The sequence below is a fragment of the Mycolicibacterium insubricum genome (genome assembly GCF_010731615.1).
Lineage (GTDB): Bacteria > Actinomycetota > Actinomycetes > Mycobacteriales > Mycobacteriaceae > Mycobacterium > Mycobacterium insubricum.
On the sequence record NZ_AP022618.1, the window covers coordinates 2,993,393 to 3,007,593 of the forward strand.

At 69.6% G+C, this 14,201-nt stretch carries 14 protein-coding genes; 4 read left to right on the top strand and 10 right to left on the bottom strand.

Features of this window, described 5'->3' with window-relative positions; all coding sequences use genetic code 11:
- Positions 1-8: 8 nt before the first annotated feature.
- The 6 genes from G6N16_RS14190 to G6N16_RS14215 all read right to left on the bottom strand — a co-directional run bounded on the left by G6N16_RS14190 (position 9) and on the right by G6N16_RS14215 (position 7,275).
- On the bottom strand, positions 9-1,457 hold the full coding sequence (locus G6N16_RS14190) for an aldehyde dehydrogenase family protein (protein ID WP_083029080.1): 1,449 nt from the start codon (positions 1,455-1,457) through the stop codon (positions 9-11).
- 18 nt (positions 1,458-1,475) lie between these two features.
- Positions 1,476-2,387 (bottom strand): SDR family oxidoreductase, encoded by a 912-nt coding sequence (locus G6N16_RS14195; protein ID WP_179961206.1) that lies wholly within the window; start codon positions 2,385-2,387, stop codon positions 1,476-1,478.
- Positions 2,384-3,520: a spirocyclase AveC family protein gene (locus G6N16_RS14200; protein WP_083029029.1), complete on the bottom strand. Its 1,137-nt coding sequence runs from the start codon at positions 3,518-3,520 to the stop codon at positions 2,384-2,386. The genes G6N16_RS14195 and G6N16_RS14200 overlap by 4 nt, the downstream gene beginning before the upstream one ends.
- A complete protein-coding gene (locus G6N16_RS14205) occupies positions 3,517-4,635 on the bottom strand; it encodes an ABC transporter substrate-binding protein (protein ID WP_083029030.1) in 1,119 nt (372 codons plus the stop codon). Before G6N16_RS14205 ends, G6N16_RS14200 begins: the two co-directional genes overlap by 4 nt.
- A 95-nt stretch (positions 4,636-4,730) precedes the next feature.
- Positions 4,731-5,534 (bottom strand): CbbQ/NirQ/NorQ/GpvN family protein, encoded by an 804-nt coding sequence (locus tag G6N16_RS14210; protein ID WP_083029031.1) that lies wholly within the window; start codon positions 5,532-5,534, stop codon positions 4,731-4,733.
- Positions 5,535-5,598: 64 nt separating this feature from the next.
- Complete coding sequence (locus G6N16_RS14215) at positions 5,599-7,275, bottom strand: nitric oxide reductase activation protein NorD (protein WP_179961207.1); 1,677 nt, start codon at positions 7,273-7,275, stop codon at positions 5,599-5,601.
- Between the two features lie 116 nt (positions 7,276-7,391).
- Here G6N16_RS14215 and G6N16_RS14220 point away from each other — a divergent pair, with 116 nt between their 5' ends.
- From G6N16_RS14220 to tenA, 3 genes are all read left to right on the top strand, one after another.
- On the top strand, positions 7,392-8,342 hold the full coding sequence (locus tag G6N16_RS14220; RefSeq protein WP_083029033.1) for an SDR family NAD(P)-dependent oxidoreductase: 951 nt from the start codon (positions 7,392-7,394) through the stop codon (positions 8,340-8,342).
- A gap of 91 nt (positions 8,343-8,433) precedes the next feature.
- Complete coding sequence (locus G6N16_RS14225) at positions 8,434-9,726, top strand: TetR/AcrR family transcriptional regulator (RefSeq protein ID WP_234805694.1); 1,293 nt, start codon at positions 8,434-8,436, stop codon at positions 9,724-9,726.
- 26 nt (positions 9,727-9,752) lie between these two features.
- Positions 9,753-10,436, top strand: coding sequence for a thiaminase II (gene tenA, locus G6N16_RS14230; protein WP_083029035.1), 684 nt, complete (start codon positions 9,753-9,755; stop codon positions 10,434-10,436).
- Positions 10,437-10,446: 10 nt separating this feature from the next.
- Here tenA and G6N16_RS14235 read toward each other — a convergent pair whose 3' ends face one another.
- Complete coding sequence (locus tag G6N16_RS14235; RefSeq protein ID WP_083029036.1) at positions 10,447-11,349, bottom strand: oxygenase MpaB family protein; 903 nt, start codon at positions 11,347-11,349, stop codon at positions 10,447-10,449.
- A gap of 141 nt (positions 11,350-11,490) precedes the next feature.
- Between G6N16_RS14235 and G6N16_RS14240 the strand changes: the two genes are divergently transcribed.
- Positions 11,491-12,165 carry a TetR/AcrR family transcriptional regulator gene (locus tag G6N16_RS14240; protein WP_197913106.1) on the top strand — a complete coding sequence of 225 codons (675 nt, stop codon included), beginning with the start codon at positions 11,491-11,493 and terminating at the stop codon, positions 12,163-12,165.
- On the opposite strand, the gene G6N16_RS14245 is transcribed toward G6N16_RS14240, so the two are convergent.
- Genes G6N16_RS14245 through G6N16_RS14255 form a run of 3 tightly spaced genes read right to left on the bottom strand, consistent with a single transcriptional unit; the run spans position 12,105 to position 14,183 of the window.
- Entirely contained in the window at positions 12,105-12,872 is a 768-nt protein-coding gene (locus G6N16_RS14245) for a mannan-binding lectin (RefSeq protein WP_234805695.1), read from the bottom strand. The two genes, G6N16_RS14240 and G6N16_RS14245, sit on opposite strands and share 61 nt — an antisense overlap.
- Positions 12,873-12,882: 10 nt before the next feature.
- On the bottom strand, positions 12,883-13,530 hold the full coding sequence (locus tag G6N16_RS14250; protein ID WP_083029037.1) for an Rv1363c family protein: 648 nt from the start codon (positions 13,528-13,530) through the stop codon (positions 12,883-12,885).
- Complete coding sequence (locus G6N16_RS14255) at positions 13,527-14,183, bottom strand: Rv1363c family protein (RefSeq protein WP_234805696.1); 657 nt, start codon at positions 14,181-14,183, stop codon at positions 13,527-13,529. Before G6N16_RS14255 ends, G6N16_RS14250 begins: the two co-directional genes overlap by 4 nt.
- Between the last annotated feature and the right edge of the window lie 18 nt (positions 14,184-14,201).

A 14,201-nucleotide genomic window follows, 5' to 3' on the forward strand; every position in this document is an offset into this window, starting at 1 on the left:
TTCCTCTCTCAATTCGCCGGGTAGGCAACCGATTTGATCTCGGTGTACTGGTCGAACCCGGCGGTTCCGTTCTGTCGGCCGACGCCGCTGGCCTTGTAGCCGCCGAACGGGGTGTCGGCGCCGTAGCCGGCGGTACCGTTGATGCCGATGAAGCCGGCGCGCAGCCGCGATGCCACCGCCAGCGCGTGTTCGACGCTGCCGGCCATCACGTTGCCCGCCAGCCCGTAGCGGCTGTCGTTGGCGATGCGGACGGCGTCGTCCTCGTCGTCGAATCCGATGACCACCAGCACCGGTCCGAAGATCTCGTCCTGGGCGATCGTCATCGAGTTGTCGACGTCGGTGAAAAGCGTGGGGCGCACATAGAATCCGGTCTCCAGGCCGTCGGGCACCTCGGGGCCCCCGACGCTCAGCGTGGCGCCCTCGGCGATGCCGGCGTTGATGTAGCCGCGGATCCGGTCGCGCTGGCGGGCGTTGATCACCGGGCCGCAGAGGGTGCCGGCGTCCTGCGGGTCGCCCGGGGCGACGCCGGAGTAGATCCCGGTCAGGATCTCCACGCCTTCGGCGTAGCGGGACCGGGGCAGCAGCAGCCGGGTGGGGTTGGCGCAGCCCTGTCCGGCGTGCATGCACGGTGCGATGCCCATCATGCAGCCGAGTGCGAAGTCGGCGTCCTCCAGAACGATGGTGGCCGATTTGCCGCCCAGTTCCAGGAACAGCCGCTTCATGGTGGCGGCGCCCTTCTCCATGATCCGCTGGCCCACCGCCGTCGAGCCGGTGAACGAGATCATGTCGACCTTGGGCGAGATCACCAGCTCCTCGCCGACCAGGTGGTCGGACGCGGTCACCACGTTGACCACACCGGCAGGGATGTCGGTCTTCTCGGCGATCAGCCGGCCGATTCGGGTGGCGTTGAACGGGGTGTCCGGGGCGGGTTTGAGCACCACGGTGTTGCCGGTCGCCAGGGCCTGGCCGAGCTTGTGGATGGTCACCTCGAACGGGAAGTTCCACGGCACGATGGCGCCCACCACGCCGACCGGCTCGCGCCAGACGCGGCGGCGGGTGTTCATCCCGGTCACCGACACCAGCGCATCGCCCAGGTCGGTGTCCCAGGCGTAGCCGTCGATGAGTTCGGCCGGATAGGTCAGGCCGTCCGACAGCGGGGCGTCGAGCTGGGGGCCGTGGGTGATCGCGCGCGGGCAGCCGGCCTCGGCGATCAGTTCCTCGCGCAGGTCCTCCTTCTCGGCTTCCAGGGCCTCCTGCAGCTGGAGCAGGCAACGCTGCCGGAACTTGCGGTCGACCGACCACCCGGTCTCGTCGAAGGCCCGTCGCGCGGCATCGATGGCCCGCTGCATATCGGCGGCCGAGGCGTCGGAAACCTCGCCGATGACGGTCTCGGTGGCCGGGTTGATGTTGGCGAACATCCCGGCCTGGCCCTCGATGAGCTTGCCGTCGATCAGCATTCGGGATTCGTGCATGGTTCAGGCCTCCGCGGGGGTACGAGGTGTGGAGCTAGTGGGAGTGGTAGGTCTCAGGGCACCCCGCCGCGGGATGCCGAGCATGGTGCGGATCATCTGGTGCATGGCGGCCGACGGCAGTACGCGGTTGATCACCAACAGCATTCGGGCGTCGGGCCCGACGGGTCGCCGTGCATACGGCGCGTCGTCGTCGAGGGCCTTGGCCAGTCCGGCTGCGAACTTCGACGCCGGACGGGCCATCTTCATGGCGAGCCGGCCGCGGCGGTCCATCCCGGAGTGCAGCCGGGCGTACGGCCCGTCGAAGTCGCGCTGGTCCTGGGTTCCGGCGTCGGTGATGATGTCGGTGTCGTAGGTGCCGGTGATCAGCACCGTCACCCCGATGCCGAACGGCGCGACCTCGGCGGCCAGGGATTCACCCCAGCGTTCCAGTGCGCCCTTGGCCGACGAATAGGCCGCCGTCGCGGGCATCCCGCGCACTCCCCCGGCGCTGGAGACCAGCACGATCCGTCCGCTGCCCGCCTCCCGCATGGCGGGCAGCAGGGCGGTGGTCAGTCGCAGCGGGCCGAACAGTGTGGTCGCAAACATCTGCTCCCACAGCTCCGGCGGGGTCTCCTCCACCATGCCGGCGGCCGAGATTCCGGCGTTGTGCACCAGGGCATCCGGGGCGCCGACGGTCTCCAGGATCTGCGCGGCGGCCGCGTCGATGGATGCCGGCTCGGTCAGGTCGAGGCTCACCGCCAGCAGCCGGGGATCCTCCGGGCCGGCGCCGGTGACCTCGCGCAACCGGGCCAGTCCGGCCTCGGTGGACCGCATGGCGGCCACCACTCGCCAGCCCTGCCGGTACAGCTCGATCGCCGACGCCAGGCCGAGACCCCGCGACGCGCCGGTGATGACGGCGGTGCGCGGTGCGCTCACTGGCCGGGTCCGCATCGCCCGGGGCCGGTCGGCAACTCGGTGCGGTCCAGGCCGCCCGGCTCGGCACTGGCCCAGGTCGACCACTTACCCACCGAGAACGGTCCCGGTTGCCCGTTGACCTGGTAGAAGCCCTGCGGGTCATAGACTTTCGCCTCGGGATAGGGCCACGGGCAGGCCACCGAGGTGGAGACCCGGCTGACCTTCAGCAGCCAGAACCCACCGCCGTAGGCGAAGTAGGCGACGTTGATGAACACGAACATCACGATGAACATGCCCAAGAACGGACGCTTCGGGAAGATGCGCGCCTTCTGGGCGAGTTTCTCCGCGACGGTCTTGCCGGTGTCGTCGCGGTAGACCAGGATGCCGGCCGGGATCATCACCCAGGTGACCATGATCGATTCCCAGATCAGCGGGAACTGGAAGGTGTCACCGGCGAAGATCGACCCCCACGGCGGCACCTGAGAGTAGATGTACATCCCGGTGCGGACCAGGGTGATCTCCAGCATGGCGTCGAAGATGAAGCCGATGACCAGGATCAGGCCGGCCATGCTCCACAGCGGGTGCCGCCAGACGAAGGAGTCGACGGGCTTGCGGGCCTGGATCTTTCGCAGAATCCAGACGGCCGGGAAGTACGGACCGAAGTAGAACAGCACGTAGCCGAAGACCAGGAACGGCTCGACCGTCGGCGATATGGACACCAGCGGCCAGTCCTCGGGCCAGTGCCACAGGTCCGGGTTGTACACCGCGAACGGTGACCAGTTCATGATCGGGTCCTGCCACACGATGAACGTCGTGATCAGGGCCATCATCAGCAGCGGGCTGCGCGGGTTTCGCCGCCAGGCGATCAGCAGCACGATGATGATGATGGTGCAGGCGATGATGGTGAAGATCTCCAGCACCGTCACCCAGTGGTCGAAGCCGAAGATCGGCTTCACCGGTCGCGGGTTGCCCTCCACGTTGGGGTTGCGGATGCGGTCGGATTGCGGGCCGGTACGGGCGTTGTGGGCGACCAGGGAGACGATCACCACCGCGAAGATCAGCCAGAAGAACGGCCACAGTGATCGTTTGGGTGCAGATTGTTTGGCGACCTCGTCGCCGGACCCGGTGGCCGGCTCGTGTTCCTGAATCGTCATCGGGCGTCCTCTCCGAAGCGGTCGACGAGATGGGAGTTGACGCCGTCGGGGTCCAGCCGCCGGGCGACCAGGTACCCGGCGCCCATCCAGGCCCGCCGGGTCCAGTTGCCGAACGAGACCCGGGTGCCGGGCGCACCGGCGGCCGCCGGGACCATCTTGACCCGCTCGAGGGCCTCCTTGAGCCCGCGGGGGCTCAGCGGGCGGGCGTCGGTGATGGCCCGCAGCAGGGTGTTGGCGACGTCGTGGTTGACCATCGGGACGCAGTACTGCGGCCGGCGGCCGAAGCGCTGCTCGAACCGGTCCAGGTAGCGCTGCCCGACGGCGTTGGCCTCGTCGTACTGGTCCACTCCGGTCCAGCCCAGGAACGCGTTCCACATGATCGGGTTGATCCAGGCGTTCTGGAATGCGGTGGAGGTGAACCGGGGCGGATCCCAGCCCAGCTCGGCCAGCACCGGGTTGACGAAGACGATGCCGAACCCGAAACCGCAGTGCACCAGCGCATCCGGAGCCGCCGCGTGCAACCGGTGCACGGCCGCGCCGACGTCCTGGGCGGTCTGGGCCACCTCGGCCTCGGCGACGATGGTGATCCCGGACCGAGCCGCGGCCGCCCGGAAGTGCTGCAGATAACTGCGGCCCACCAAGGACTGCTCGACGATCACCCCGACGGTGCGGTGCCCGCCCTTGACCAGCAGGTCGGCCCAGAAGATCGGCTCATCGGTCAGCGATCCCTGGGGGAAGGAGAAAGTCCATTCGCCCAGCCAGTCGTCGCTGCCGGTGACGCTCAGCGCCGGGACCTTGAACCGTTCCTCGATGGCCTCGCGGGTCGGCACGCAGTTGTCGGTGATGTGCGGTCCGAAGACGGCCAGGCAGCCCTCGTCGACCAGGTCGCCGTACGCATCGATCACGGCCTTCACCGACCCCTTGGGCAGTCCCTCGACCTCGCGGTAGACGATCTCCACCGGGCGGTCGATGAGCCCCTGCTCGCGGGCTTCGCCGAAGATCAGCTCGAACGGCAGGGAGAGATCGTCGCGCATGTGCTGCGGATAGGAATCCGGCAGCCGGAAGTCCATCAGGTAGCCGATTTTGATTGGTTCAGCGGCGCTTTCGTAGGACATTGAACCTTCCGTGCGGTGTCGGGCGGCGGTGCGACGCTCCGCCGAGGGTACAACCTAATATTTGTTCCATACGGTAAACCGCGGGCCGGCCGCGGTCAATCACCTGCGGGCAAATAGGTGTCGATGATTTCGACGAGACCCCGGGTGACCACGGGGTCGTCGGTCAGCGGACCGGCGACGGCGGCCCGGGCGGCCTCGCGTGGGCTCAGCCCCTCGCGGATCAGCCGGCCCGCGGTGATCAGCACCCGGGTCGAGGCCACCTCGCGCAGTCCCCCGGTCTCCAGCCGTCGGATCGCCTGACCCAGACGCACCAGGTCCGCGGCCGCGGCGCGATCCAGCCCGGTCTCCGCCACGACGATGGACTCCTCGACCTCCGGTGCCGGATAGCCGAACTCGATCGCGACCATCCGCTGGCGGGTGGAGTCCTTGAGGTCCTTGAGCACGCTCTGGTAGCCGGGGTTGTACGAGGTCACCAACCCGAATCCGGGCGCGGCGTCCAGCACGATGCCCAGCCGCTCCACCGGCAGCTGGCGGCGGTGGTCGGCCAGCGGGTGCAGCACCACGGTGGTGTCCTGGCGGGCCTCCACCACCTCGTCGAGGTAGCAGATCGCGCCCTCGCGCACCGCGCGGGTCAGCGGGCCGTCGACCCATTCGGTCTGCCCGCCGCGCAGCAGGAAGCGGCCGACCAGGTCGGCGGTGGTCAGATCGTCGTGGCAGGACACCGTGATCAGCGGCCGGCCCAGATCGTGGGCCATGGCCTCGATGAAGCGCGTCTTGCCGCACCCGGTCGGGCCCTTCAACACGATCGACAGTCCCTGGTGGTAGGCGGCCTTGAAGACCTGTTCCTCATTGCCCACCGATTGGTAGAACGGTCGTGCGGGGCTCAGCGTCGCGGTCATGGTGATCCTTTCATCGAAGGCTGAGTCGGTTGTTCGGTCGGCGCCGCGGTGGCGCCGGGAAGTCTCAGGAGACCTTGCGCCGGGTGTCCGCCGAGCGCAGCGCGGCCTTGAACAGCGGCCCGACGACGCCGGCCAGTTCTGCCGGCTTGGCGATCGCGGAGTGCGCGGCACTGCCGAACACCCGTTGCAGATCCTCGTGCTCGGTGTCGGCGCCGACGGTCAGGCACAGGCAGCCGATGCCCTGGCGGCGGGCTTCGCCGAGGGCCCGGCGCGCATCGGCGGCCCCGTAGCCCCGCTCGTAGCCGTGGTCGTAGGCCAGTCCGTCGGAGATGACGACCAGCAGCCGGTGCGAGGTGGCGCCCCGATCGGCGATGATGGCCGCGCCGTGCCGGATGGCGGCGCCAAGCCGGGAGTAGGCGCCCGGCTGCAGCGCGGCCAGCCGGCGCAGGGACAGGGTGTCCATCCGCTCGTCGAACCGCTTGACCGGGATCATGTTCACCGCCGTGCGGCCCTGCGAGTTGTAGCCGTACAGCGCCACCCGGTCGCCGAGTTCGCCGAGTGCGACGGTCAGCGTCGCCGCGGTCAAGACCTGCTGTTCGTGCACGGTCTGGCCGAGCGTGCCGGCCTCCCCGGCCGAGCCGGACACGTCCAGCAGCACCAGCACCGCGAGGTCGCGCCGACGCGGCAGGTTGTCGAGGTAGACGCGTTCGTCGGGCACCGATCCGGCGGCCAGGTCGACGCGGGCGTCGACCACGGCGTCGATGTCGATATCGTCGCCGACCGGTTGCCGGTGGCAGCGGTCGCGGGTGATGCCGAGCCTGGTCAACGGGCGGCGCAGTGCGTGCCGCTCCGGGACCACCAGGTCCTGGTCGCCGTCGGGTGGGTCGGATTCGGTGACGGTGCACCAGTCCGGCCGGTAGCGGTGTGCCTTGGCGTCCCACTCCGGGTAGACCCAGCCCTCGGCGGCCGCCTCCTGGGCGGAGTCCTCGGGCAGCGCGCCGGCGGTGGAAAACACCCCGGTGCCGGCCCGGGAGTTGCGCGACGACCGGTGGGTGGCACTGTCGGCCCCCGGGCTGCCGCCGCTGCCGAGCTGGCGGGCCGCCCCGAGCAGCTTCTGCAGCAGTTTCCCGATCGGGCCGCCGCCGCCGACCGGGCTGGAGAACGGGTCGGTGATATCGGACGGTTCCTCGTCCTCGGCGTCGAGTTCGTGCAGCTCGGAGGGTTTGTTGTGCCGCGGCCGGTGCCCGGCCGCACCGGGCTCGGCGGCCTCGGCGATGCCGCCGGCCAGCAGCTTCTTGGCCCGCAGCACACCAAAGTGCGACGGCGGGTCGGGGACGTCGGCGGAGCTTCGGGCCAGCTCGAGGGAATGCGCGGCATCGGTGGCGACCAGCCCGGAGTCGGTGCGCAGCAGCGGGTGCAGCGCGGGCGGCAGCACCTCGTTGACCCGCAGCGCCCGGTCCCCCTCGATGCTGAGGTACCGGCGGGCCAGGCCGTTGCGCCGGCCGATCCGGCGCAGCAGCTCGGGCTCCAGGCTGCCGGCGGCGATCAGGCTGGCCTGTGTAGCCACCGTGCGCAGCCGCTCCTCGGCGTCGGCGCTCGGGTCGAGGTGGATGCGGACGCCGTCGGTCCACGCCGGTTCCCCGGGTGCCAGATCGGCGATCTTGACCTCACGGCCGGCAATCGCGCACGCCAACAGCTCGAACTGATGTCCGTCGTCGGGGTCGCTCTCCGCGGTGTGCACCGGTCGGTGCCTCCTCACTCGGTCGCCGTTGACCAAATATCTGTTCCACCGTAGAGTCTGCCTTGCGGGCCGTCAATTGTTTCGCCGAACATTCGTGAAACACCAAGGGAGGAAGCATGATCGACCTCTCGGGGCAAGTCGTGGCGGTGACCGGCGCGGGCCGCGGCCTGGGCCGGCTCTACGCGCTGGATCTCGCCGGCCGGGGTGCGTCGGTGGTGGTCAACGACCTCGGCTCGGCGATGAGCGGCGACGGCGTCGACTCCGGTGTCGCGGGCGCGGTGGTCGCCGAAATCCGGGCCGCCGGCGGCGTCGCGGTGGTCTCCACCGACTCCGTGGCCTCATCCGAGGGTGCGGCCGCCATCGTGGCCACCGCGGTCGACAACTTCGGCCGGCTCGACGCGGTGATCAGCAACGCCGGCATCTTCGGCAGCGTCGCGTTCGACGAGCTGACCCCGCAGCAATGGCGGCGCATGTTGGAGGTGCACCTCGACGGTGGGTTCTACCTCAGTCAGGCCGCCTACCGGGTGATGAAGCCCCAGGGGTACGGCCGGATCGTGTTCGTCTCGTCGTCGGCCGGCCTGTTCGGGCAGCCGATGGAGGCGCACTACGCCGCCGCCAAGAGCGGGCTGGTGGGGTTGAGCAATGTCATCGCCATCGAGGGCGCCATGCACGGCATCACCGCCAACACGGTCCTGCCGTTCGGCTTCTCCCGGATGGTCACCGAGACGGTCGGCGACCCGAAGTTCCTCGAGGACAGCGGCTTCCTCAACGTGATCGCGCCGGAGCTGGTGGTGCCCATGGTGACCTACCTGGCCAGCCGGGAATGCACGGTGACCCGGCAGAACTTCTCCGCGTGCGCGGGGCGTTTCGCCCGGGTCTTCACCGGGCTGGGGTCCGGCTGGGCCGCCGAGACCGGCGTCGTTCCGACCGCCGAACAGGTGGCCGAACACTTCGGCGATATCGAGGCGACCCAGCCGTTCACCGTGCCCGGATCCATCTTCGACGAGGTGCTGGCCGTCTGCGAGCTCCGCGGCGTCGACGCGTTCGGCGCAAGCCCCCAATCCTGAGGCAGGACGGAACCCGCAAATGACCTCCTCTGGTAGCGTTCACCGAACATTGGGTCCAGTTTCCGGTGTTCGGACAAGTCGTGGAGGTGCAGTGGCGCGTCGCCAGGCCACCACCTCGCGACCGGGTGAGGGGGATCAGTCCAGCGCCGACGACAGCACCCGGCGCACCGAGATCCTGCGGACCGCCGAGCTGCTCATCGCCTCGTCGGGCCTGCGCACCTCGCTACAGGAAATCGCCGACGCCGCAGGGATTTTGCCGGGCAGCCTGTACCACCACTTCGAATCCAAGGAAGCCCTGCTCGTCGAGCTGGTGCTGCGCTACCACGCCGACCTGGACCGCATCGCGGCCGAGGGCATGCAGCGCCTCGACGAGCGGGAGCCCACCGTCGGTTTCACCGAGATCGCCGAGCTGGGTTCGGCCATCGCGGTGTGCGCGGTGACGCACCGCTCCGCGCTGCAGATGTCGTTCTACGAAAGCGCCAGTCCCAACTCCGAACTCGCCGAGGTGCTGGCCCGACGGCCCACCGCAATCCTGGAGGCGATGCTGCAGACGTTGCGCGCGGCTCGGTGGAGCGGCTATCTGCGGCCCGACGTGGACCTCCCGCACCTGGCCGACCGCACCTGCCAGACCATGCTGCAGGTCGGCCTCGACGTCATGCGCGGCGATGCCGACCCGGTTCAGGTCGCCACCCTGCTGTGCCGGATCCTGCTCGAAGGCATCGCCACCGGTGACCTGTCGGACCGGCGCCTGGATGCCTCCCCCACCTTCCAGGCCGCCGACGCGGTGGTCAAAAGTTGGGGCAACGACCGCGACGGCCTCGACGACCGGCAGGCGCACATCCGGGCGGTGGCCCGGGCGGAGTTCGGCCGGCGCGGCTACGAGGGCACCACGATCCGCGATATCGCCGCCGCGGCGGGCATGGGCACCGGCACCGTCTACCGGATGATCGGCTCCAAGGACCAGCTGCTGGCCTCGATCATGCAGGAGTTCGGCGAGAAGGTCGGCATGGGCTGGACCGAGGTGATGCGCTCCGGCGGGTCCCCGGTGGAGAAGCTGGACGCGCTGAGCTGGGTGAACACCAATGCGCTGGCCCGGTTCGGCGACGAGTTCCGCATCCAGCTGGCCTGGATGCGCCAGTCTCCCCCGGATACGCCCAACCCGGGCTGGCTGTTCGCCACCCGGCTGCGCCAGATGAAATCGCTGCTCACCACGGGAATCCGGTCCGGCCAGATCGTGATCAGTACCCCGTCGCGGGAGATGTTGGCGCGCTGCGTGATTGCCGTCGGCTGGATCCCGGAGAACATGCTGGCCGAGATGGGCCCGCGCGAATCGCTGCTGCACGTCCGCGACACCCTGCTGCGCGGTGTGGTGGCCCGGCGCTGATCAACGCCGGGTAGGTTGCATAGGCGATGACTGCTGAAGCAAATCCGGGCTGGTCCGGTCAACTCTGGGCCGGCATCGAAGCGATCTACGACGCGATCCTGGCGCACCCGTTCCTCACCGGTCTGACCGACGGGACCCTGGCGCCCGAGGCCTTCGCCCACTACGTGGCCCAGGATGTGCACTACCTGCGTGACTACGCCAAGGCGCTGTCCCTGGTGTCGGCCAAGGCCCCGTCGCTGGCGGCCACCGCGATGTTCGCCCGGCACTCGGCCGAGGTGTACGACGTGGAACTGGCCCTGCACCGCGAGCTGCTGCCCGCACTGGGGCTGGATCCGGCCGGCCTGGACGCGGTCCCTGTGGCACCCACCACCCGCGCCTACACCAGTTACCTGATCGCCACGGCCTATCAGGGGTCGTTTGCCGAGGGGCTGGCCGCCGTGCTGCCGTGTTACTGGATCTACGCGCGCGTCGGCGCGCAGCTGCTGGACCGCGGCTCCCCCGACCCGCGGTATGCGCTGTGGATCGGCAGCTACGGCGGTGACGAGTTCGCCGCGACCGTCGCCGAGGTGCTCGAACTCACCGACCGGGTCGGCGGCGGACTGTCCCCACGTGAACGCGACACGGCCGCAGAACATTTCGTCACCACGTCACGGTACGAGTGGATGTTCTGGGACGCCTCCTACCGGCTGGAGAGCTGGCCGGTAGGCTGATCGCGCCGGGTCACACCAGCGGGATGCCCCGCCGGATGCGCCGGTCCACATCGGCCAGCAGCGCGTTGAACGGGAACTCGCGGATCAGCCGCGGAGTGGCTCGCACGGTGAGGCCGACGCCGGCCATCAGGGTGTGGAACACCGCCTGCCGAACCGGGCCCCAGGACAGCTGCATCTCGTCGCGGAAGCGTTGCGGCAGGAAGCCCGTGGTGACGAGCAGGGCGATCGGCTCCAGCAGCGGGCGCAACAGCTTCGGGAATGCGGCGCGGGCGGTGGCGATCGGATAGAGGTAGTCGCGGACGGCGTCGTCGATGTTCACCTTCTCCAGCTGCGCGTTCCAGTACTCGTCGAACGCCGCGCGGTCCTCGGGCCACATCTCCAACGGCACCTGAAGGGTGGTGCCCAGCACCGCGCTCTCCCGGTAGTGCTTCTCGGCGGCCTCGTCGTCGAGGTGGCCGATGAACATGTTGTACACATCGACGTTGCCGCGGTACAGGCAGGCCGCCACCCACAGCTGCAGGTCCCGGCTGAACGCGCTGTATTGCACCGGGCTGGATTCGGTGGAGCGCACCTGCACGTGGGAGCGGTTCACCGCCGCACGGTAGGCGGCCTTCTGCCGCTCGTCGCCCCACACCGCCACCGCCAGGTAGCTGAAGGTGGTGCGCGCCCGTTTGTAGGGGTGCTTGTCGACGCGTCCGCTCTGGACCGGGCTCTCCAGCACGCCGTAGCCCACACCGGGGCGGGCCAGCTGCATGATGACGTTCGCCGGTCCGGCCAGCAGCGCCGGGCCCATCAGGTTGTCGGCGAACCGCGCGCTGCGCCGCCAGGTCAGCGGGCCGAGCCGCGGCGGCGTGGCGTCCTCCGGTGTCCGGCCGCGCTCGGCAGCTCGTTTTGTCTGGGAAACCGCGACCATGGCCCGCTCCAATCTGAATGCAACTGAACTCAGATTACCGTGCGGCGCCGGGCACCACAATGGAATCGCGAGGTGTGTCGCAAGTCGGGCGGTCTACCATCGCTGCATGTCGCCGCAGTGCCACCAGGTTCCCGGGCCGCCGTGACCGGGCAGTCCGGGCGTTCCTACAGCGGGCTGGCGGCGGCCGAGCGTGCCGAGCAGCGTCGCCGACGGCTGCTGGAAGTCGGCCTGGACCTGCTCGGTGATCCCAACGGACCGCAGGATCTGACGCTGCGCACCGTGTGCACACGCGCCGGTCTGGCGCAGCGGTACTTCTACGAAAGCTTCACCGACAAGGACGAGTTCGCCGCGGCGGTCTACGACTGGGGGTTGGCGGCACTGGTGTCCGGCACGCAGGCGGCGGTCACCGCAGCGGCCGGGGCGGGTCCGCGCGCGCGGGCCCGCGCCGGCATGGCCGGCCTGGTGCACGGCATCGCCGCCGATCAGCGGATCGGGCGGCTGCTGTTCAGCCCGAAGCAGACCAGCCCGGTGCTGGTCGGCAAACGCTTCGAGTCCACCGCGATGTTCGTCGCGCTGTTCTCCCGCCAACTGGAGTCCCGCGAGCCCGACGAGCGCGCGGACCCGGGCGCGGGGCCGTCGCTCTTGGCGCACTTCCTGGTCGGGGGCGTCGGCCAGGCCCTGGCGGCCTGGCTGAACGAGCAGCTGACGATCGGTGAGGACGAGCTGATCGACCAGCTGGTCGCCGCGCTGCTGAATCAGCCGCCGAATTCCGGTTTCAAGGACCCGGCCAGCGACGACAGCGGCACCGCCACCTGAACCGCACCGCCATCCATCGACCACACCAGCCGGTCCCGCGGACTGGGATCTCCGCGCGGCATCGGTTGATCCGGCATGTACAGCAGCAGTGAGTCCTGGGTCAGCGCGAACGCCTTGTAGTCCCCGGAGTAGCCGGCGCTGCCGGAGTCGGGCTGAAACTCCGCGACGGTGAACGGATAGGTGCCCGGCGCATGCGGCGGGGCGGCGGCGTCCAGGGCCGCCGGCAGCACCGGCGCCGCCGCGGCGGCGACCGCCTGGAACGGGTCGACGCCCGGCCGGAACAGGTCGCGCAGCAGCAGCCGGCGCCCGCCCGCGGTGTCGAAGACGAAGGCCCGAAATGCGTTGTTGGCCTGCAGACCGAAGGGCTCGTAGGTCTCGTGCACGATGACCGACTGCACCCCGCCCGGTCCGGTGAAGACGTCGTAGCCGGCGTAGGCGCTGCTGTCGCGGACGTTGGTGTTCCCCGTCGCCCGCCAACCGTTGAACAGCCGCTGGTAGTAGTCGCGCAGCACCGGACCCATCACCAGGGAGTCCAGCAGTTCGGCCGGAATCCGCAGCGACAGGAGCATTTCGGCTTCCCGGTCCGATTTGATCACCGCGGTGCAGCTGCCGCCGTCCCAGGACCCGCCCAGGTCCGCGCAGAACCCGTCGGCCGAGGCGGACGCGACGGGACCGCCCGTCAGCGCGAGGACGGCGGCGGCCGACACGGCCGCGAGACTACGACGCAGGTTTGTCATCGGCCCCTGCCAGCAGTACGTCGGCGGCCAGCCACCGGCCGTCGACCTTGCGCATCGTCATGGACACGCTGACGATGTCGGTGCGCGGCTGCGGCGCGGCCGCGCTGGTGATCACCTGTTTGACAGTCAGCAGCACGTCGACCTCGTCGCCGCGGACCGACTTGACCGCCGAGTCCACCACCGTTCCGGTGGTGTTGACCTTGTTGTCGATCAACATCTTTCGCAGCCGGGACGCGGTCTTGCCGTAGGTGTCCTTGAAGTTTCCGGTGGCGCCGTCGAGCAGGTCCTTGATGTTCTGATCGATGCTGTTCTGGTCGGTGCTGGTCAGTGCGACGGCGTAGCTGCGTGCGGCGTCCAGCGCCGCGGCCGCGGCGACGTCGCGGTCGTGCTGCCGGTAGAGCAGCCAGCCGCCGGTACCGGCCAGCCCGGTCAGGGCCACCAGCAGCGTGGCCGCCACGACGCACACCCAGAGGCGCACCCCGACGACCCGCGTGCCGAATGCGCGGGGACGCCACGGCCACCGCTGCCGCCGTTTCCCGGCAGCGGTATTGGCCTCGGCTTCGACGTCCGCGCCGGCTTCGGCGTCCGTGCCGGCTTCGACGTCGGTTTCGGGTTCGGTGTCGATCACAGGATCTCCACGTTGCTGGCCAGCCAGCGGCCGCCCACCAGGTCCATCGTCATGTCGATGCGGTTGCGGTCGATGCGCGGGCTCGGGTTGGCCGCGTTGGTGATCGACTGGTCGACGAAGAGCAGCACCTCGACCCGCGTCGGTGTGGCCGATTTGACCGCGGCGTCGACGACGATCCCGGTGCCCGAGGCGTGGTTGTCGATCAGGATCTGGCGCATCTGGCTGGACCCCTGGCTGTAGTCGTCCTTGAACTTGCCGGTGGCACCGGCCAGGGTGTCGCGGTAGTTGGCGTCGATGTTGGTGACGTCCAGCGTCGTCAGGACGACGGCATAGTCCTTGGCCGCCTGCAGCGCCTGCTCGCGGGCCGCGTCGAGCTGGTGACGGGTGTGGGCCTGCCAGACGAAGACCACCGAGGTCGCCAACGACAGCGCCAGCAGCAATCCGGTGACGACGGTGCGCAGACCGACGCGCCGGCCCCGGGCGCCCGTCGCCTGGGGAGTCGTGACGTCGGGCTCGGAAGCACTGTCGTCGGCGGCGGTGGCGCTGTTCTCGTCGTCGGCTTGCCAGTGCGACACCGGCGGCGCCGGGCGCTGCTCGTCGTCGGTATCGCACACCTGGTCGAACACGTCGGCGGTGGCCGTTCGTCTGCTCATCACTTCTCCACGCGGAAC

Bases quoted from the DNA above. Each gene is read 5' to 3' on its own strand.
- G6N16_RS14220 (WP_083029033.1), top strand. From the start codon at position 7,392: ATGATCGACCTCTCGGGGCAAGTCGTGGCGGTGACCGGCGCGGGCCGC.
- G6N16_RS14210 (WP_083029031.1), bottom strand. From the start codon at position 5,534: ATGACCGCGACGCTGAGCCCCGCACGACCGTTCTACCAATCGGTGGGC.
- tenA (WP_083029035.1), top strand. From the start codon at position 9,753: ATGACTGCTGAAGCAAATCCGGGCTGGTCCGGTCAACTCTGGGCCGGC.
- G6N16_RS14255 (WP_234805696.1), bottom strand. From the start codon at position 14,183: ATGAGCAGACGAACGGCCACCGCCGACGTGTTCGACCAGGTGTGCGAT.
- G6N16_RS14200 (WP_083029029.1), bottom strand. From the start codon at position 3,520: ATGACGATTCAGGAACACGAGCCGGCCACCGGGTCCGGCGACGAGGTC.
- G6N16_RS14190 (WP_083029080.1), bottom strand. From the start codon at position 1,457: ATGCTGATCGACGGCAAGCTCATCGAGGGCCAGGCCGGGATGTTCGCC.
- G6N16_RS14205 (WP_083029030.1), bottom strand. From the start codon at position 4,635: ATGTCCTACGAAAGCGCCGCTGAACCAATCAAAATCGGCTACCTGATG.
- G6N16_RS14235 (WP_083029036.1), bottom strand. From the start codon at position 11,349: ATGGTCGCGGTTTCCCAGACAAAACGAGCTGCCGAGCGCGGCCGGACA.